The sequence below is a fragment of the Citrobacter sp. Awk 4 genome (assembly GCF_028069725.1).
GTDB lineage: Bacteria > Pseudomonadota > Gammaproteobacteria > Enterobacterales > Enterobacteriaceae > Citrobacter_D.
Genome location: NZ_JANEWG010000009.1, coordinates 1 through 18,826, shown reverse-complemented (window position 1 = coordinate 18,826; position 18,826 = coordinate 1). Strand labels below are relative to the sequence as shown.

General features: G+C 51.9%; 20 protein-coding genes. 10 read left to right on the top strand and 10 right to left on the bottom strand.

Going from position 1 to position 18,826, the window contains the following annotated elements; translation table 11 throughout:
- The first annotated feature begins 11 nt into the window (after nt 1-11).
- Genes gsiB through gsiD form a run of 3 tightly spaced genes read left to right on the top strand, consistent with a single transcriptional unit; the run spans nt 12 to nt 3,432 of the window.
- Nucleotides 12-1,550, top strand: coding sequence for a glutathione ABC transporter substrate-binding protein GsiB (gsiB, locus tag NNO04_RS05445; protein ID WP_271443815.1), 1,539 nt, complete (start codon nt 12-14; stop codon nt 1,548-1,550).
- A gap of 47 nt (nt 1,551-1,597) precedes the next feature.
- The gene (gsiC, locus tag NNO04_RS05440) at nt 1,598-2,518 is read left to right on the top strand and encodes a glutathione ABC transporter permease GsiC (protein WP_271443814.1); all 921 of its coding nucleotides are present in this window, start codon (nt 1,598-1,600) and stop codon (nt 2,516-2,518) included.
- A gap of 2 nt (nt 2,519-2,520) precedes the next feature.
- Nucleotides 2,521-3,432 carry a glutathione ABC transporter permease GsiD gene (gsiD, locus tag NNO04_RS05435; protein WP_271443813.1) on the top strand — a complete coding sequence of 304 codons (912 nt, stop codon included), beginning with the start codon at nt 2,521-2,523 and terminating at the stop codon, nt 3,430-3,432.
- A 32-nt stretch (nt 3,433-3,464) separates the two neighbouring features.
- On the opposite strand, the gene NNO04_RS05430 is transcribed toward gsiD, so the two are convergent.
- Both NNO04_RS05430 and NNO04_RS05425 read right to left on the bottom strand, forming a co-directional pair.
- Entirely contained in the window at nt 3,465-3,974 is a 510-nt protein-coding gene (locus NNO04_RS05430; RefSeq protein WP_271443812.1) for a GNAT family N-acetyltransferase, read from the bottom strand.
- A gap of 20 nt (nt 3,975-3,994) precedes the next feature.
- Nucleotides 3,995-4,327: a hypothetical protein gene (locus tag NNO04_RS05425; RefSeq protein ID WP_271443811.1), complete on the bottom strand. Its 333-nt coding sequence runs from the start codon at nt 4,325-4,327 to the stop codon at nt 3,995-3,997.
- Between the two features lie 384 nt (nt 4,328-4,711).
- Here NNO04_RS05425 and NNO04_RS05420 point away from each other — a divergent pair, with 384 nt between their 5' ends.
- Entirely contained in the window at nt 4,712-5,317 is a 606-nt protein-coding gene (locus NNO04_RS05420) for a hypothetical protein (RefSeq protein ID WP_271443810.1), read from the top strand.
- A 43-nt stretch (nt 5,318-5,360) separates the two neighbouring features.
- Here the strand turns inward: NNO04_RS05420 and NNO04_RS05415 are convergent, their stop codons facing one another.
- The gene (locus NNO04_RS05415; RefSeq protein ID WP_271443809.1) at nt 5,361-5,843 is read right to left on the bottom strand and encodes a glutathione peroxidase; all 483 of its coding nucleotides are present in this window, start codon (nt 5,841-5,843) and stop codon (nt 5,361-5,363) included.
- Between the two features lie 364 nt (nt 5,844-6,207).
- Here NNO04_RS05415 and NNO04_RS05410 point away from each other — a divergent pair, with 364 nt between their 5' ends.
- Nucleotides 6,208-6,636 carry an ester cyclase gene (locus NNO04_RS05410; RefSeq protein ID WP_271443808.1) on the top strand — a complete coding sequence of 143 codons (429 nt, stop codon included), beginning with the start codon at nt 6,208-6,210 and terminating at the stop codon, nt 6,634-6,636.
- A 150-nt stretch (nt 6,637-6,786) separates the two neighbouring features.
- Here the strand turns inward: NNO04_RS05410 and rimO are convergent, their stop codons facing one another.
- Complete coding sequence (gene rimO / locus NNO04_RS05405) at nt 6,787-8,112, bottom strand: 30S ribosomal protein S12 methylthiotransferase RimO (protein ID WP_271443807.1); 1,326 nt, start codon at nt 8,110-8,112, stop codon at nt 6,787-6,789.
- Between the two features lie 230 nt (nt 8,113-8,342).
- Between rimO and bssR the strand changes: the two genes are divergently transcribed.
- Both bssR and NNO04_RS05395 read left to right on the top strand, forming a co-directional pair.
- Entirely contained in the window at nt 8,343-8,726 is a 384-nt protein-coding gene (gene bssR / locus NNO04_RS05400; protein ID WP_271443806.1) for a biofilm formation regulator BssR, read from the top strand.
- Nucleotides 8,727-8,828: 102 nt separating this feature from the next.
- Nucleotides 8,829-9,944, top strand: a complete 1,116-nt coding sequence (locus tag NNO04_RS05395; RefSeq protein ID WP_271443805.1) for a PQQ-dependent sugar dehydrogenase — start codon at nt 8,829-8,831, stop codon at nt 9,942-9,944.
- A gap of 65 nt (nt 9,945-10,009) precedes the next feature.
- Here the strand turns inward: NNO04_RS05395 and NNO04_RS05390 are convergent, their stop codons facing one another.
- Entirely contained in the window at nt 10,010-10,636 is a 627-nt protein-coding gene (locus NNO04_RS05390; protein WP_271443804.1) for a glutathione S-transferase family protein, read from the bottom strand.
- Nucleotides 10,637-10,897: 261 nt separating this feature from the next.
- On the opposite strand from NNO04_RS05390, the gene dacC reads away from it, so the two are divergent.
- The gene (gene dacC, locus NNO04_RS05385; RefSeq protein ID WP_271443803.1) at nt 10,898-12,100 is read left to right on the top strand and encodes a serine-type D-Ala-D-Ala carboxypeptidase; all 1,203 of its coding nucleotides are present in this window, start codon (nt 10,898-10,900) and stop codon (nt 12,098-12,100) included.
- 51 nt (nt 12,101-12,151) lie between these two features.
- On the opposite strand, the gene deoR is transcribed toward dacC, so the two are convergent.
- On the bottom strand, nt 12,152-12,910 hold the full coding sequence (gene deoR / locus NNO04_RS05380; protein WP_271443802.1) for a DNA-binding transcriptional repressor DeoR: 759 nt from the start codon (nt 12,908-12,910) through the stop codon (nt 12,152-12,154).
- Nucleotides 12,911-12,981: 71 nt separating this feature from the next.
- Complete coding sequence (ybjG, locus tag NNO04_RS05375) at nt 12,982-13,590, bottom strand: undecaprenyl-diphosphate phosphatase (RefSeq protein ID WP_271443801.1); 609 nt, start codon at nt 13,588-13,590, stop codon at nt 12,982-12,984.
- Nucleotides 13,591-13,898: 308 nt separating this feature from the next.
- Here ybjG and NNO04_RS05370 point away from each other — a divergent pair, with 308 nt between their 5' ends.
- On the top strand, nt 13,899-15,131 hold the full coding sequence (locus NNO04_RS05370) for an MFS transporter (RefSeq protein ID WP_271443800.1): 1,233 nt from the start codon (nt 13,899-13,901) through the stop codon (nt 15,129-15,131).
- 75 nt (nt 15,132-15,206) lie between these two features.
- Here NNO04_RS05370 and NNO04_RS05365 read toward each other — a convergent pair whose 3' ends face one another.
- Both NNO04_RS05365 and NNO04_RS05360 read right to left on the bottom strand, forming a co-directional pair.
- Complete coding sequence (locus tag NNO04_RS05365) at nt 15,207-16,022, bottom strand: Cof-type HAD-IIB family hydrolase (RefSeq protein ID WP_271443799.1); 816 nt, start codon at nt 16,020-16,022, stop codon at nt 15,207-15,209.
- Complete coding sequence (locus NNO04_RS05360; protein ID WP_271443798.1) at nt 16,022-17,230, bottom strand: MFS transporter; 1,209 nt, start codon at nt 17,228-17,230, stop codon at nt 16,022-16,024. Before NNO04_RS05360 ends, NNO04_RS05365 begins: the two co-directional genes overlap by 1 nt.
- An 85-nt stretch (nt 17,231-17,315) precedes the next feature.
- Here NNO04_RS05360 and NNO04_RS05355 point away from each other — a divergent pair, with 85 nt between their 5' ends.
- Nucleotides 17,316-17,858 carry a TetR/AcrR family transcriptional regulator gene (locus NNO04_RS05355; RefSeq protein WP_271443797.1) on the top strand — a complete coding sequence of 181 codons (543 nt, stop codon included), beginning with the start codon at nt 17,316-17,318 and terminating at the stop codon, nt 17,856-17,858.
- Between the two features lie 16 nt (nt 17,859-17,874).
- Here the strand turns inward: NNO04_RS05355 and NNO04_RS05350 are convergent, their stop codons facing one another.
- Nucleotides 17,875-18,675, bottom strand: coding sequence for an SDR family NAD(P)-dependent oxidoreductase (locus NNO04_RS05350; protein ID WP_271443796.1), 801 nt, complete (start codon nt 18,673-18,675; stop codon nt 17,875-17,877).
- Nucleotides 18,676-18,826: the final 151 nt, after the last annotated feature.

Genomic DNA, 18,826 nt, shown 5'->3' with positions numbered 1-18,826 from the left:
AGGAGAATAATATGACTAAATTTGTTGCCCGGAATTGGCTGGTTGCAGCAGGCGTTGCGTCGGCGTTGACGGCATCGCCTGCATTTGCTGCGAAAGATGTGGTGGTGGCGGTAGGCTCCAACTTTACGACACTCGATCCGTATGACGCGAATGACACCTTATCGCAGGCGGTGGCGAAGTCGTTTTATCAGGGACTGTTTGGCCTTGATAAGGATATGAAACTTAAAAACGTGCTGGCAAAAAGCTATACCGTGTCCGACGACGGTTTGATCTACACCGTGAAACTGCGTCAGGGGGTCAAGTTTCAGGACGGCACCGACTTTACTGCGACGGCGGTAAAGGTCAATCTGGACCGGGCAAGTAACCCGGAAAGCCGTCTTAAACGTTACAACCTGTACAAGATCATCGCCAAAACGGACGTGGTAGATCCCACAACGGTGAACATCACGCTGAAACAACCGTTTTCTGCATTCATCAATATTCTGGCGCATCCGGCGACGGCGATGATTTCCCCGAAGGCGTTGGAAAAATACGGTAAAGAGATTGGATTTCATCCAGTCGGGACGGGTCCGTATGAGTTTGATACCTGGAACCAGACTGATTTCGTCAAAGTGAAGAAATTCGCCGGTTACTGGCAGCAAGGGTTACCGAAATTAGACAGCATCACCTGGCGACCGGTGGCGGACAACAATACACGCTCGGCCATGCTGCAAACGGGCGAGGCACAATTCGCCTTCCCAATTCCTTACGAGCAAGCCGCATTGCTTGAAAAAAACAAAAACCTGGAGTTGGTCGCCAGTCCCTCTATTATGCAGCGTTACATCAGCATAAACGTCACCCAGAAACCGTTTGATAATGTCAAAGTGCGTGAAGCGCTCAACTATGCCATTAATCGCCAGGCGCTGGTGAAAGTGGCATTTGCCGGTTATGCGACGCCTGCCACCGGCGTACTGCCACCGGCGATTGCATTTGCGCAAAGCTACACGCCGTGGCCGTACGATCCGGCAAAAGCGCGCGAGCTGTTAAAAGAAGCGGGTTATCCGAATGGTTTTAGCACCACGCTGTGGTCGTCGCATAATCACAGTACCGCGCAAAAAGTGCTGCAGTTTACTCAGCAACAACTGGCGCAGGTCGGCATTAAAGCGCAGGTGACGGCGATGGATGCCGGGCAGCGTGCGGCGGAAGTGGAAGGCAAAGGGCAGAAAGAGAGCGGGGTGAAACTGTTCTATACCGGCTGGAGCGCTTCTACGGGGGAAGCTGATTGGGCATTATCGCCGCTGTTCGCTTCGCAAAACTGGCCGCCAACGCTGTTTAATACCGCGTTCTACAGTAACAAGCAGGTGGATAGCTTTCTGGCGGACGCGTTGAAAACCAACGATCCGACGGAGAAAGCGCGCCTGTACAAAGAGGCGCAGGATATCATCTGGAAAGAGTCTCCGTGGGTGCCTCTGGTCGTCGAAAAACTGGTTTCGGCACACAGTAAAAATTTGACCGGATTCTGGATTATGCCGGACACGGGTTTCAGTTTTGAAGATGCGGATTTGAAGTAAGCCATCTATTCTGCCCCTGACGTCCAGGGGCAGACGCAGGGAGTCTGATGTTTAGTTATGTTCTCAAGCGTCTGCTGGGGTTAATTCCAACCCTGTTGATTGTTGCAGTGCTGGTGTTTTTATTTGTCCATCTGTTACCCGGCGATCCGGCACGGCTAATCGCCGGACCGGAGGCCGATGCGCAGGTGATTGAACTGGTGCGCCAGCAGCTTGGTCTTGATCAACCGCTGCATGTTCAGTTCTGGCATTACATCACCCACGTTATCCAGGGTGACTTTGGAACGTCGATGGTTTCCCGCCGCCCGGTCTCAGAAGAGATTGCCAGCCGCTTTATGCCGACGTTTTGGCTGACTGTCACCAGTATGGTTTGGGCTGTCATGTTTGGGATGACGGCCGGGATCATTGCTGCTGTCTGGCGTAACCGTTGGCCAGATCGAGTGAGCATGACGTTGGCGGTCATGGGGATCTCTTTTCCGGCGTTTGCGCTTGGTATGCTGCTAATACAGATTTTTTCCGTCAAATTGGGCTGGCTGCCAACGGTCGGCGCAGACACCTGGCTGCACTATATTTTGCCGTCTGTCACGCTGGGCGCTGCGGTGGCCTCGGTGATGGCTCGCTTCACTCGCGCGTCGTTTGTCGATGTGCTCAGTGAAGATTACATGCGTACCGCCCGGGCGAAGGGGGTGAGCGAAACCTGGGTTGTGTTAAAACACGGTCTGCGTAACGCCATGATCCCGGTCGTCACCATGATGGGGCTACAGTTTGGCTTTTTGCTCGGCGGCTCCATTGTTGTCGAGAAAGTGTTTAACTGGCCGGGGCTTGGCCGCCTGCTGGTGGACTCGGTGGAAATGCGCGACTATCCGGTGATTCAGGCTGAGATCCTGCTGTTTTCTCTGGAATTTATTCTTATCAATTTAGTGGTGGATGTTCTCTACGCCGCCATTAATCCGGCTATCAGGTACAAGTAAGGATGCGATTGTTCAACTGGCGCCGTCAGGCGATTTTAAATGCCATGCCTCTGGTGAAACCGGATCGGGTACGCACCCCGTGGCATGAGTTCTGGCGGCGCTTTCGTCGTCAGCATCTGGCCATGATCGCCGGTATTTTCGTGCTGTTGCTGATCCTGGTGGCAATCTTTGCCCGTGGGTTAACGCCGTTTGATGCGGAAAATTACTTCGATTACGACCGCCTTAATGATGGTCCTTCCATGCTGCACTGGTTTGGCGTCGATTCGCTTGGCAGAGATATTTTCAGCCGCGTGCTGGTTGGGGCGCAAATCTCCCTGGCGGCAGGGGTTTTTGCGGTGTTTATTGGCGCGGCGATAGGCACGGTCTTTGGTTTACTGGCGGGCTACTATGAAGGCTGGTGGGACCGAATAATCATGCGTATCTGCGATGTGCTGTTCGCTTTTCCGGGCATCCTGCTGGCGATTGCGGTGGTAGCGGTGCTGGGCAGCGGCATTGCCAATGTGATTATCGCTGTGGCTATCTTCTCCATTCCTGCGTTCGCCCGTCTGGTGCGGGCGAATACCCTGGTGTTAAAACAGCAAACGTTTATTGAGTCGGCGCGCAGCATTGGTGCCAGTGATGCCACTATTCTTTTCAACCATATTCTGCCGGGAACGGTCTCGTCGATTGTGGTCTTTTTTACCATGCGTATCGGCACCTCGATTATCTCGGCGGCCAGTTTGTCTTTTCTCGGGCTGGGCGCGCAGCCGCCAACGCCGGAATGGGGGGCAATGCTCAATGAAGCGCGGGCAGATATGGTGATTGCGCCGCACGTGGCGATTTTCCCTGCCGTGGCGATCTTCCTGACGGTGCTGGCGTTTAACCTGCTGGGTGATGGCCTGCGCGACGCGTTGGATCCGAAGATTAAGGGGTAGGCGTGTCTGTCGGATAACGACAGGTCATTTCCTTAAATGCGTTTACCCAGTATATGCAAAGTGCTTTGCTGAGAGGGGGTGCTGAAAATCGTCTCTTTGATAGGTGTTAACCCCTGGCGGCTATAAAAGCGGTACGCCTGCGGGTTAGCATCTAAAACTTCCAGCCAGAAAAACGTTTCACCACGGCATTGCGCCATACGCACTATTTCCGCAAACAGGGCCTCACCGTAGCCCTTACCGGTTTCACCAGGTAGCAAATAGAGTTTATGCAGCAGTGTACCTGCCGGGCCGTTTTCATCCACGGGGCAGTGCCAGGACACTTTGGCGAATCCGACCGGATCAGTATCTTCTGCAATAAACCAGCAACTGACATTACTTTGTAGTTCCGCCTGTAATGCGGGCAGAGAGTACTCCTGAAAGAGAAAATCCTGCAATTCATTGTGCTCATGCCACAGGTGGGCAAAGTGGTGAGTGTAGCTGGAATAACCCATTTGACTTAATAATGCTGCATCATCCAGATGGGCCTTTCGTACAGTAATCATTTTCTGGTCAACTCCCCATATTAATTCAAGCGCTGATTCTGACCTTGTGAGAGGACGATAAATCTATCATGGGTCGGGGAATAGCGATGTAAGCGTACCAATATTGATAATGCGTCATCATTAGCAACGGTCTCCCTCTCAACTGAGTAAGGGACTTCATTTCTGCTGCTTAGGTCGGCAGGTAATTGTCGCGAAGAGGTAATCTTCACCTTATCGAATGAATTGGCTACGCATTGATAGAAAGCAAACTCTACATCGCTGGCAGGACAATTTTCAATTACACGATGGCCCTCTTCATCAACTGAAAGCGTCACTTTTGCCGTGTCTATTTTAGATAAATCATGAGCAGGCATATCTCATGCCTTTCCGTGTCAGATAGCCGGGATTTTATTTCAACGTTTGAGTGTAGCGCGGATTTCAGTTCATGCTGACAATTTGCACTCTTGAGTCAGGCACTAAACTGCCAGCAGTCCAGGAATAGGCTTTTATGAGGGAAAACGGGCGTTCTACTTGATGTAGGAATGGATTAATAGAGTCTGGATTATCTGTGGCGGTTCAGGAAGCATTGCAGTTACTTTTACAACGTGAGTTGATGAATGCTGTTGCAAGCTCCTCTGCATTTGTCGGTAGTGCCGTCTCAGGTACCATCAGGAATCCTCAGAATGTTGCGCAATCAGGAAAGTATATTTTTGGTATAATTCAGTCGTTCTCAATTACAGGAATTTATTGATCCGGCAATGATGAAATATATTAAAAAGAGCCTTGCATTAAGTACTGTCATTACAAAGAACATGATGGTAAACGATCCGCAACGCCTGGAGTTGTTAAAGGAGCGGTTAAAAAACCGGTTTGGCGTGCCTGTTGGAATTCATATGACAGGCATTCCTTTAGCCATCAGTATGATACTTGCCATTTTTTGCTATGCCATGTCACAGGTTTCTGTCGGTATGCTGCTGTTTCGCTGGTTAGGACTCCCTGAATATAAAGTGTTGATGGGCGTTTTCTTTGCGGCTGCCGTTTATTGTGTGGTTATTATGACCACTATGTTACTGACTGCGCGCGGTTCTTTGGCTGGATATAAATTACACCTTGTCGTTATTGCTCTGACAGGAGTCATAGCCATTGTTTATTTTATCTCTGCCTGGTTTTCATTCTTATTCGTCGCTGTTAATAATTACACCCCGCAGATAACCTCTGTTTTAGGGATGACATTCTTCTGTCTGAATGTCATGTGGATGAATTCGTCAGTTTTTTACCGGTCAATAGCCCTGACGTTACATAATCGGGTGTGGCGCAAGCAGTTGAAAATAGAGGGGCGGCATATGGCAGGGGCCAGGCATTAACCGAATACAATGATATTCAGCAATAGAGGCCGCTGCGGAAATCTTAAATTTTAAGCGCAGCAAGGATTGCGGCTTCCATTTTCTCCGGGGTGGTGAACGGGGCAAAACGCTTGATCGGTTTGCCGTCGCGTCCGATCAGGAACTTAGTGAAGTTCCACTTGATCCGCCCACCCAGCACACCGGGCAATTCTTCTTTCAGGTAACGAAACACCGGGTGCGCAGCGACGCCGTTGACCTCCACTTTCTCGAACATCGGGAAGCTCACACCGTAGTTGATGTGACAGGTCTGAGCGATTTCGTCGGCGCCACCGGGTTCCTGTTTACCGAACTGGTTGCAGGGGAAACCAAGCACGACCAACCCCTGGTCAGCGTACTTCTTGTAGAGCGCTTCAAGACCCGCGTATTGTGGCGTGAAGCCACAATGGCTGGCGGTATTCACCACCAGAACCAGTTTACCCGCGTAGTCGGCCATAGAGATGATCTGGCCACGCAGGCTGGTGGCAGTCAGTTGATGAAAAGTGGTCATGTCGGAATCCTCAGTGCTGAACCCGTTCGACGACGATGTTGTCACGAAGCGCGTTGCTTATATCTGTCCCAGATAATCACTTTCTGTTCTGGCGTGTAATTATTCCGGGTTCTTCGTTTCATGGCAACGACCCCCTTGATTAAGGATAGCGTTGCATCGACCCGTTGAACTCACCGCGAGAAGCGGACGAGCTAATTATCTCGATCATTGTCTTTGAGATATCGGCCTAAGGTGTGGCGATTTAAGGGCATAATTCTGGGGTAAGCAGTTTGTTTTATATTCAATAACATTCATTAATTGCCTTTGCCAGACATTCTGCCGTAGCGTGTTTCCCTGCCATAGCTACTTAAAATAACGGAGGTTAATGATGACGAATATCGAAGTAGTGAAAGCGTATTTTAAATACTGTGTTGATGGGAAAGATGTGGAGCGTGTCAGTGAGTTTTTCTCAGAAGATGTGGTGATCCACCGCCCGGATTGTCCTGCTCCTTTAGTCGGTCTGGAAGTCTTTAAAAAGGGACTACGCGAAAATGTCACGGATCTGTACGACAGTATTGTGACGACGTTTCAGAAAGAGATTGTTGATGGCGACCAGGTCGTCGTAGCGCTAACACATGTAGCCAGAGGTTCAAACACCTGGAAAGGGTTTAACGTAGAGGGCAAGGATGTGACCTGGACAAGCCTGACGTACTTTCGCTTTAACAATGAAGGGAAGGTCGTTGAAGAAATTGTGGAGCGAAATGAGCTACACATGTCACATCAGTTAGGTCTGGTTCTGTCTGACAAACAGTGATTACATAGTACTTGCTTTACGACTGAAGCCTGCTCTGTGCGGGCTTTTTCATCCCTGTATGAAAAAGCCAGGCATAAAAACCTGGCTTTTCCCGGGAACGGTGAACCCGCTTATCCTCAATACACGCCGCACTAAAGGCGGCGCAAAGAGTTAAACGCGGCTACCCCACAGATCGTATTCGTCGGCGTTCTCTACTTTCACGCGCACGATATCGCCTGGTTTCACGTTTGTTTCACCGTTCAGGTAGACCGCGCCGTCGATTTCCGGGGCATCGGCCATGCTGCGGCCAATTGCGCCTTCTTCGTCGACTTCATCCACGATGACCATAATTTCGCGGCCCACTTTTTCCTGCAAGCGTTCAGCAGAAATTTGCTGTTGCAGCTGCATAAAGCGGTTCCAGCGCTCTTCTTTTACCTCTTCCGGCACCTGATCCGGCAGTTCGTTGGCACCAGCACCTTCAACCGGGCTGTATTTAAAGCAACCCACCCTGTCCAGACGTGCTTCTTTCAGGAAGTCGAGCAGCATCTGGAAGTCTTCTTCCGTTTCGCCAGGGAAGCCAACGATAAAGGTTGAACGCAGGGTCAGCTCCGGGCAGATCTCACGCCACTGTTTGATGCGTGCAAGCTGGCGGTCCACAGATCCCGGGCGCTTCATCAGTTTGAGAATACGTGGACTGGCGTGCTGCAGCGGGATATCGAGGTAAGGCAGGATTTTGCCTTCCGCCATCAGCGGGATAACGTCATCCACGTGTGGGTATGGGTAGACATAGTGCAGACGCGTCCAGATCCCCAGTTTTGAAAGCTCTTCACACAGATCAACCATGCTGGTTTTGACCGGCGCGCCGTTGTGGAAACCGGTGCGGTGCTTCACATCTACACCGTATGCGGAGGTGTCCTGGGAGATAACCAAAATTTCTTTGACGCCCGCATCGACCAGACGCTTCGCTTCGCTCAGCACCTCGCCAATCGGGCGGCTTACCAGATCGCCACGCATAGACGGAATGATGCAGAACGTGCAGCGATGGTTGCAGCCTTCAGAAATTTTCAGATAAGCATAATGACGCGGGGTCAATTTGACGCCCTGTTCCGGTACAAGGCTCAGGAACGGATTGTGTTTTGGTTTGGGCACATAGTGGTGAACATGTTCCAGCACTTGCTCGTAGCTATGAGGTCCGGTGATCTCCAGTACTTTCGGGTGTACTTCGCGGATCTGATCTTCTTTCGCACCCAGACAGCCAGTGACAATCACCTTGCCGTTTTCGTTCAGCGCTTCACCAATCGCTTCCAGTGATTCTTGCACGGCGCTGTCGATAAAGCCGCAGGTATTGACGATAACCATATCGGCGTCGTCGTAGCTTGGCACCACGTCATAGCCTTCGGTACGCAGTTCAGTCAGGATTCGCTCCGAATCGACGAGGTTTTTCGGGCAGCCAAGGGAAACGAAGCCGATTTTCGGCTGGTGGGTTACTTTGCTCATAGCTTAAAAATTGTTCAGTTATTGGAATGGTCAGGGCAGGGATTCTACAGAGATCTGGGCAAAAATTGTATCGCAATCTCACCGGGCATTACGCGCAGGCAAGATGAAGGTTATAGATACAATGTAAATTTTGTTAATTTATGGTGAATTATTGATCTTAAGCATCATCGCGTTCAAAAAATGACCATACTATTAAGTTGCACTATGACTGGAAAGAGGAGGAACAAGGTATGGTCGTTGGCAGACTGAGAACCGCTCTACTTAACAAGCTGGTCAACGCGCGAATTGATCTCGCCGCGTATCTACAGTTGAGGAAAGCGAAAGGCTACATGTCAGTCAGCGAAAGTGATCGTCTGCGTGATAACTTTTTTGAACTGAATCGCGAATTGCACGATAAATCACGACTGCAGAAACTTCATCTGGATAGTAAAGAATGGCAGGCGTTGCATCTTGCTGAAGGTGCATTAGCTGCCGCTGCTGTCTGTCTTATGAGCGGACATCATGATTGTCCGACTTTCATTTCCGTCAACGCAGAGAAACTTGAAAACTGTCTGACGAATTTGACGCTCAGCATCCAGTGCCTGAAAACGCATTCCATGCTGGCACAGGTCTAAGCTGGGGGGAGGCAACTCCCCCTTATCATCCGTTTTTGTAAAAATAATTCTGCATGCCTTCTCACTGACTACGCTTTAACGCAGAGCCATACAGGAGGCGTTATGCGTCGATCTCATCGCGTGTTATTCCCATTATTGCTGTTCTCCACTCTTGCCAATGCCGAACCATCCGCAGTCAGAGTCGAAGTACTGCAAACCAAACTTGATCACCCCTGGTCGCTGGCCTTTTTACCCGACAATCGCGGCATGCTGATTACCCTTAAAGGGGGGCAACTGCGGCACTGGCAAGCCGGAAAAGGGCTTTCCGATCCGCTGACGGGAGTCCCAAAAGTGTGGGCGCATGGGCAGGGGGGATTGCTGGATGTGGTGCTGGCGCCGGATTTTGCACAGTCACGCCGCGTCTGGCTCAGTTTTTCGGAAAGCGATCTGAACGATAATGCGGGCACGGCGGTGGGGTATGGGCGACTCAGCGAAGATCTGAAACGTCTTGAGAACTTCCAGACCGTGTTTCGCCAAATGCCCAAACTCTCTACCGGAAACCATTTTGGTGGACGCCTGGTGTTTGATGGCAAAGGGCATCTGTTTATTGGCTTAGGGGAAAATAATCAGCGTCCTACCGCACAGGATCTGGATAAATTGCAGGGCAAAGTGGTACGTCTGACCGATCAGGGAAAAATCCCGCCAGATAACCCGTTTGTCAGCAAAGATGGGGCGCGCCCTGAGATCTGGGCGTACGGCATTCGTAATCCGCAGGGGATGGCAATGAACCCGTGGAGCGATACGCTCTGGCTGAATGAACATGGTCCCCGTGGCGGGGACGAAATTAATATTCCGGAAAAGGGCAAAAACTACGGCTGGCCGCTGGCAACCTGGGGAATCAACTACAGCGGTTTTAAAATCCCGGAAGCGAAAGGGGAGATTGTGGCGGGGACAGAGCAGCCGATTTTTTACTGGAAGCACTCACCCGCAGTCAGCGGAATGGCTTTTTATAACAGCGACCGGTTCCCGCAGTGGCAGCAAAAACTCTTCATTGGGGCGTTAAAAGAGCAGAATGTGATTGTCATGACGGTCAACGGGAATACGGTAACGGAAGACGGGCGTATCCTGGGGGAGCGCAGACAACGCATCCGCGATGTTCGCATTGGGCCAGACGGCTTTTTATATGTATTAACCGATGAGTCCGACGGGGAATTACTCAGAGTGAGTCCGCGATCGTAGCGTGTAATGCCCTCAGACGCCGGGTTAGCCTGCGGCTCACAGACTAACCCGTAGACAGATGCAGCTTAGCTGACCGGGATCATCACGATTTTACGGAATGCCGGACGTTCGCTGAGTTGCTGATACCAGCGCTCAAGGTTCGGGCGCGCAGTCCAGGTCAGGCCGACATTGAACAGGTTATAGATGAATGGCGCGACGGCGATATCGGCAATGCCGAATTCGTTGCCGGAGAACCAGCGATGCCTTGCCAGCGCGTCGTCAAGCATGCCAAACAGACCATCGCAGACTTTGGCGCTGGCGTCGATGGCTGCCGTATCACGTTGTTCCACTGGCGTTCTGACTAACCCAAACAGGATAACGCGGTGCACCGGACTCAACGTCTGGTTTGCCCAATCCATCCATTTTTCACCTTCCGCGCGGCGTGCCGGAGAGTCTACCCACAACCGGTTTAGCCCATATTGCGCAGCCAGATAACGCACAATGGTATTGGATTCCCACAGCACAAGACCGGCTTCATCATCACGCAGTAATGGCACCAGACCGTTGGGATTCATCGCCAGATATTCAGCGTCATGATTGAGGCCAAATTGACCTCCGGCGAGAATGTGTTGAAAGGGTAATTCCAGCTCTTCAAGCGTCCATAGCACTTTTTTTACGTTAGTCGAGTTGTTCCTGCCCCACAGCGTAATCATAGTAACCCCTTAATTTGATTGGGCAGCCTTAGGGCTGCGATCGGCATCTGACCCGGTACATGGTGAAATAAAGCTAATATTTACGCAACAGCCTGCAAAAAAATCGTGTGGAATGCAGCGTAGCGGGGCGTTATTGCATAAACTTTAAAAACTTTACCTGGTTACGGTTTATTTAAGCTCGTTAGTGCGTTATTACTCACCAAACTTGTAACACGGTGATGTGACGTGATTTTTTTTGGAATGGATACTCGGGTGGCATTTATGAAGCAATACTCCTTTTCTCTTCGCAGCCTTGCTGCGGGCTCAGCACTATTATTCCTTTTTGCTCCAACTTTACAGGCGGCCGAACAGACGACCGCGCCGCCGAGCGTTGATGCGCGGGCATGGATCCTGATGGATTACGCCAGCGGAAAAGTGCTGGCGGAAGGGAATGCGGATGAGAAACTCGACCCTGCCAGTCTGACTAAAATTATGACCAGCTATGTGGTCGGGCAGGCGCTGAAGGCCGGAAAAATCAAGCTGACGGATATGGTGACAGTGGGGAAAGATGCCTGGGCTACGGGAAACCCGGCACTGCGCGGCTCATCGGTGATGTTCCTTAAACCTGGCGATCAGGTGGCGGTTTCCGACCTTAACAAAGGCATTATCATTCAGTCAGGTAATGATGCCTGTATTGCTCTCGCCGATTATGTTGCCGGCAGCCAGGAATCATTTATTGGGTTAATGAACGGTTATGCGCAAAAACTTGGCCTGACCAATACGACCTTCCAGACGGTGCATGGTCTGGATGCGCCAGGGCAGTTCAGTACCGCCAGAGATATGGCACTGCTGGGAAAAGCCTTGATCCACGATGTGCCTGAAGAGTACGCCATTCATAAAGAAAAAGAGTTTACGTTTAACAAAATCCGCCAGCCAAACCGTAACCGCCTGTTGTGGAGTACGAATCTGAATGTCGACGGCATGAAAACCGGGACAACGGCAGGGGCTGGGTACAATTTGGTTGCTTCCGCAACGCAGGGCGATATGCGCCTGATCTCCGTGGTGTTGGGGACGAAAACTGACCGTATTCGCTTTAACGAATCGGAGAAATTACTGACCTGGGGCTTCCGCTTTTTTGAAACGGTGACGCCAATCAAACCGGATGCTACGTTTGTCACCCAGCGTGTCTGGTTTGGCGATAAGAGCGAAGTGAACCTGGGGGCGGGTGAAGGCGGCTCGGTGACGATCCCGCGTGGGCAGCTTAAAAATCTGAAAGCGAGCTTTACCCTGACGGAGCCGCAGTTAACGGCACCGCTGAAGAAAGGTCAGGTTGTGGGCACCATCGACTTTCAGCTTAACGGGAAATCCATTGAGCAGCGCCCGTTAATGGTGATGGAAGCGGTGGAAGAGGGGGGATTCTTTAGCCGGATGTGGGATTTTGTGATGATGAAATTCCATCAATGGTTTGGTAGCTGGTTCGCCTAATCCCGTGATGCCGGAGGGCGGCGTTTGCGCCGCCACCCGGTACAGACTCTCTCAATACATGAGTTTAATGCGCTGCGCTTTTGCGTAATCGACCAGTTCATCATCCGGACGGCAGTCGCTGATAATGGAATTAAAGCAGGTTAATTCACCCATTCGCGCGGGTCGCACTTTGCCAAATTTGCTGTGATCCACGACCAGAACATGGTATTGCGCCATCGACATCGCCCACTGTTTCACCGGTAATTCTTCCAGATTAAAACAGGTTACGCCTTTGCTGATATGCACGCCCGCGGCAGAATAGAAGGCGATATCCGGGCACAGGTTGTTCAGGGTTTCCTGAAAATTGAGCGGCTTAAAAATGGCATTGCTGGCGTGGAATTCTCCGCCACACAGGATCGCGCGACACAACGGTTTTTCCTGCAACGCCAGAAAGGTATTCAGCGAATAGCAAACGGCGGTGAAGGGGAGTTCATTATCAATGGCTTCAATGATCCACGGCGTGGTGGTGCCACAGTCGAAAAACAGCGTCTGGTGCGGTTGTATCAGGCTTGCCGCCAGCTGTGCCGCACGTCGTTTTTCTTCGACCAGACGGGATTTCTGATCGCTGAGTAAATAGTGACTGGCGCTACGGGGTTCCAGAACAATATAGCCGCCCAGTAATACGACGGGCGCGCTCTTATTGTTCAGATCGCGACGGATGGTCATCTCAGATACGCCCAGAAGGGTCGCGGCTTCTTTTAGGTGTAATTTATCGCTGCGCTTTAAGGCTTGCAGCAATTGACCAATACGCTCGTCGCGTCGTGTTTCCATAGTTCCCCTGGAGAGTAAAATCATCACCCTGCACGGTGCAGGGCGATTAATACTACTCTTTTTTTAGCAGATTAGTCACGCACCCAGCCTTTTCGGATGGGAAGCGCAAAGCAAATGCGATAGCACGTTTGCAGGGTGCGATAGAGCGACGCGCCATATTTTTGCCAAACCATCTGTGCGCTCAGACATCCGATCATCGCCACCAGTAAACCGCCGACCATGTCCAGCGGCCAGTGTACGCCGAGGTAAACGCGCGACCAGGCGATTGTCACTGCCAGCACCATCAAAATGGCGCCTGACCAGATCCGGTGCCAGAACAAAAATGCCAGCGCAACGGTGAAAATCACCGTGCCGTGATCGCTGGGAAACGAGTCATCGGCGGCGTGATGCAGGAAGTTATAGCCAACATGGTCGACAAACGGACGGTCGTGAGGGAACAGATGCCCCATAATCCAGGAGACGGCCAGACTGACGATCAGTGCGATCGCCATCTTTATGATTAACTGGCGTTGGGCGCAGACCTGGTTTCGCGGACCCCACAGCCAGAGGATCATCACCAGCAGCGGCACAACAGTGATCATATCTTTGGCAATGAAAATGGCGAGATCAATTATCCACTGCGCGGAATCAGGGGTGGCGTTGATGAAAGAGAACAGCGAAGTATTAATATTTTCCAGCATAACATTCAGACTTAGCGCAATGAGATGAATTAAAGGACAGCCATGTAAATGACCCGTGCCTGGCTGAGAATAAAAGTCCTGCTAAAAACCGTAAAGCGGTATTGTCTTAAATGAGAAATCTCAGGGAAATTAGCAGGGATTCGACAGCATCATAGCGGCAGCAACTTAAATTAACCTTAAAGGAAACAGACGCTAAACAGACATTCTGTAAAAATGTGCGCTATTTGCTGCCAACAGACATAATTTGCTATATCCGCAGACGCGCTTTCATTACACTTTGCGCGATTTTTCATTTGTGAAGAGATTGCATGCAAAACCGTTTATCTTCTGGCACCCGACTGGGTCGTCAGGCATTGCTTTTCCCTCTCTGTCTGGTGCTCTACGAATTCTCCACCTATATCGCTAACGATATGATCCAGCCCGGAATGCTGGCGGTAGTGGAACAATACCAGGCCGGAATTGACTGGGTGCCGACATCAATGACTGCCTACCTTGCGGGCGGCATGTTTTTGCAGTGGCTGTTAGGGCCACTGTCGGATCGTATTGGCCGTCGCCCGGTGATGCTCGCAGGCGTGGTGTGGTTCATCGTCACGTGCCTTGCCACGCTATTGGCGCAAAACATTGAGCAATTTACCTTTCTGCGCTTCTTGCAGGGGATAAGCCTGTGTTTTATCGGCGCTGTGGGATATGCCGCGATTCAGGAATCTTTTGAAGAGGCGGTGTGCATTAAAATTACCGCGCTGATGGCTAACGTGGCGCTGATTGCGCCCTTGCTGGGGCCGCTCGTCGGGGCCGCGTGGGTGCATGTGCTGCCGTGGGAAGGTATGTTCGTTCTGTTTGCCGCACTGGCGGCATTCGCCTTTGTCGGTTTACAGCGCGCAATGCCGGAAACGGCAACCCGAATAGGCGAAAAGTTATCGCTGAAAGAGCTGTGGCGGGATTACAAGCTGGTGCTAAAGAACGTGCGCTTTGTTGCTGGCGCACTGGCGCTGGGGTTTGTCAGTCTGCCTCTGCTGGCATGGATTGCGCAGTCCCCCATTATCATCATTAGCGGCGAGCAGCTCAGCAGTTATGAATATGGTCTGTTACAGGTCCCTATTTTTGGCGCGCTGATTGCCGGGAATCTGGTGCTGGCACGTCTGACGGCACGGCGGACGGTACGTTCATTAATTATCATGGGCGGCTGGCCGATTATGCTGGGGCTGCTCCTCGCTGCTGCGGCGACGGTCGTCTCATCCCACGCGTATCTGTGGATGACAGCAGGCCTCAGTATCTATGCCTTTGGTATTGGCGTGGCAAACGCGGGGTTGGTGCGTTTGACCCTGTTTGCCAGCGACATGAGCAAAGGCACGGTGTCTGCCGCGATGGGCATGTTGCAAATGCTGATTTTTACCGTCGGTATCGAGGTGAGTAAATATGCTTATCTGGGCGGTGGAAACGGTCTGTTTAGTCTGTTTAATCTGGCAAACGGGATTTTCTGGCTGCTCCTGATGTTTATCTTCCTGAAAGATAAACAGCCAGGCGCTTCACGAGAAGGATAATCAGCAGCCTGTCGGGGGGATCCGGCAGGCTGGTGGTTAGGAAACTTCGGTCATACAAAGCAGGGAGCTTGCCGATCAGTGCGAGAACGGTGCTTCGTTTCGGAGTATCTTTTCAATAACGTCGAGCACGCCTTCTTCGTTGTTTGAGCCAGCGCGGTACTTAGCGGCAAAGACGACGGCCTCTCTGGCATTCTCCATTGCGAAGCTAAAACCGGCCTGGCGCAGCATTTCGATATCGTTACCGCCATCGCCGAAGACGGCGACTTCATCATCGTTGATACCCCAACGTTGTTGAAGCAAACGCAAACCGTTGGCTTTATGTACGCCAGGGATTATCAAATCGATACTGCCGTAACCGGTATGCACTGGCACCATGATATCGCCGATGGCCTCGTGAAGTTCGGCCTGCAGTTCAGGAATTCGCTCGTCGGAAATGTTAAGACCGAACTTAAAGAAAATATCGTTGATATTGCTAAAGTTATCGACGAATTCGAGACGATGGTAGTACATCTCCGCCATCTCTTTTAAGGCATCGTCGTACTGCTTCAGGGTGTACGCACTGTTTTTACCGCAGGCAATGATTTCCACCTCCGGGCGCGTCAGTAAATGGTCAACCACGGCATGAAAATCAGCGCGAGGTAACTCACCGTTAAACACGTCATTTCCCTCGCTCACCACCCAGCCGCCGTTTTCCGCAACGAAGGCGATTTCATGGGCGATGTCAGGAAAGAAAGAGATGAGCTGGTAATACTGGTTGCCGCTGGCGACCACAAAACGGATCCCTTTCTCTTTCATCTGCTGATACTGCGCCATAAACCGCTCACGGTTATAGGTTTTTTGGTCGCTCAGAAAAGTGCCATCCATATCTACTGCAATTAATTTGATACCCATTAACCATTCTCCATCGCAGTGTGCGTTTTTGTTTCTGGTTTAGCGACCGCTTTTGCAACCAGCGCCGCCAGCAGCACCAATGCCAGAACGACCAGCATGGCGCTACGCAATCCATAATGTTCGCCGAGATATCCCAGCAAGGGCGGTCCAACGAGGAAGGCGAGATAACCTGTTGTGGCGACCACGCTGACACGCGTCGGGGCATCGGGACCGGTATCGCTGGCAGCAGAGATCGTCAATGGGAAGCCGAGCGAGGCGCCAAGCCCCCAGAGAACCACAGAGACCCCAGCCACCCAGGCGCTATCAACAAAGATAATGAGACCGATGCCGATCGCCCCCATTAGCGCGCTGGCGCGCACCACCGCCACGCGGCTATATCTGTCAATAAACCAGCCGCCGGTGAAACGCCCCACGGTCATGCCTAACGTGAAACCGGCGTATATCAGAGAGCCGGACGTTGGGCTAAATCCGTGCCCGTCCACCATCAGCAATGGTAACCAGTCGTTGGCGGACCCTTCCGCAAATGCCATTGCCAGCACCACGACGCCAATGAGCAACAGCTGGAAATCCCGGTAAAAGGGCACTCCTTTATCAGCAGAGTGGGCGCCATCTGCGGCGTTTTTACCGGTGCCGTCGGGTATTTCCCGAATGGCGATAAAAATAGGCGCAATGGCTATCATGGCAGCCAGCAAAATATGTGTTGTGGCCGGTACGCCAAATGCGGTCAACATCATACCCACACCGGCTCCCGCCAGTGTGCCCAGGCTATAAAAGCCATGCATCATCGGCAGGACGGTCTTGTTCATTTCGCGTTCAACCGCAGCGCCTTCGACGTTGATAGCGACTTCTGCGGAACCGAAACTGGCGCCAAAGATACCTAAACCCAGCGCAAAGAGCAGCGGGGAGGTCAACCCCAATGCAATGCTGAGAATAGCCATGCCGACGACCGCGCATGACATGGTTATCTGAATAACATTACGGGTACCAAATCGCTTCACCAGCCAGGCTGAACACAGAATACCGCTCATCGATCCAATCGAAAGCCCAAACAGTACCGCCCCCATTTCCGCCGTTGAGACAGAAAGGATGTCCCGGATGGCGGGGGTACGCGTCGCCCAGGACGCCATCAGTAATCCCGGTAGGAAGAAGAACATAAACAGAGCCCAGGTTCGGTGTTTTAATGCTCTGCGTGATGAACTGGCGGTCATGAATTCAAACCAAAAAAGAGAAGAGAGGAGACAACACTAACAACTTTGTGTACATTTGTACATAAATGGAATAAGAGGAAATAGTGTGCGACGTGCTAACGATCCAAACCGGCGAGAAAAAATCGTTCAGGCCACGCTGGAAGCGATAGTGACGCATGGTCTTCATGCCGTGACGCATCGCAAAATCGCCACCCTTGCGGAGGTGCCGCTGGGATCAATGACCTACTATTTTTCAGGCATCGATGAACTGCTCATGGAGGCATTTAGCGGTTTCACCGAAAGCATGTCGCAGCAATACCAGGCCTTTTTTGATGACGTTAATGATGCGCAGGGCGCCTGCAATGCGATTACCGACATGATTTACGGCTCGCAGGTCACAACGCCGGACAACATGGAGCTGATGTACCAGTTGTATGCGTTTGCCAGCCGTAAGCCAGCCTTAAAACAGGTGATGCAGAACTGGATGCAGCGCAGTCAACGCACGCTGGAGCAGTGGTTTGATCCGGTCACCGCCCGCGCGCTGGACGCATTCTTAGAAGGGATGACTCTGCATTTCGTGACCGACGCAACGCCGCTCGCGCGAGAAGACATTTTGATGATGGTAAAGCGAATCGCCGGGGAGAGCTGAAGCGACTTCTGTTGCCTCATCCGTCGAGCGTTGCGCCTGCTGTCATGTTGACTACCGTTGCGGTCATGGCGCTTGCGTGATCCGATGCGAGAAATGCCATTGTCTCAGCCACTTGTGAAAGCGTTGGCAGCCGTTTGAGCATCGTGCTGTGCGCCGCGCCCGCTACCCACTCCTCTACGGATAATCCCATCGCTTGCGCCTTTGGCATAAACACTTCGCGGGTATAAGAGCCTGCCTGCACCGCGTCGGCAATCGCATGGCAACGCACGCAGATGGCGCGAATATTTCTGGGGCTGACTTCACTGGCCAGCGCTCTGGTGAACGCTTCTGTACCTGCGCAGCCGACAATGTGACCGGAGTGGCCCGGCACCGCCATAGAGCCTGCGGGGGCGACGACCGTGAGGATTGTTCCTGCTCGTTCACCCCCCATGTGGGGAATAACCGCTTTGGATATCGTGAATTGTGCAGAAAGAAATGGGCTTATACCCTGCATAAATTCGGCCAGAGATAATTCTGCAATTCCTTTTCCCTGATTGTGAATAAAGCCGGTTGCGTTTACCACGATGTCAATGCCGCCGAGCTGTTGGGCCAGTTGCGCCGTACGCGTGAGGGTGGACTGTTCGTCGAGCACGTCAATGGTAAATGTCCCGGCTGTTCCACCTGCGGCGCAGATTTCGCCTGCCACCCTCTCCAGACGAACCTGGTGGCGTGCGCCAAGGTACACCTGTGCCCCTTCACGTGCCATAACATGCGCAACCGCGCTGCCAATTGCGCCGCTACCACCGAAAATGACAGCAATTTTGCCTTCAAGTAACATTGCGCTATCCCATCACCCGTCTGCCCATGCAAAATTATGGGCAATAACCTGCATCCTGCAAGCTTGCGTGGTGTCGTTGACGCTGGCAACGGGAACACAGAAGGCGTGGGGGAGACTACGAATTTCAGGTAACAAAAAAGTTGTGTAAGCG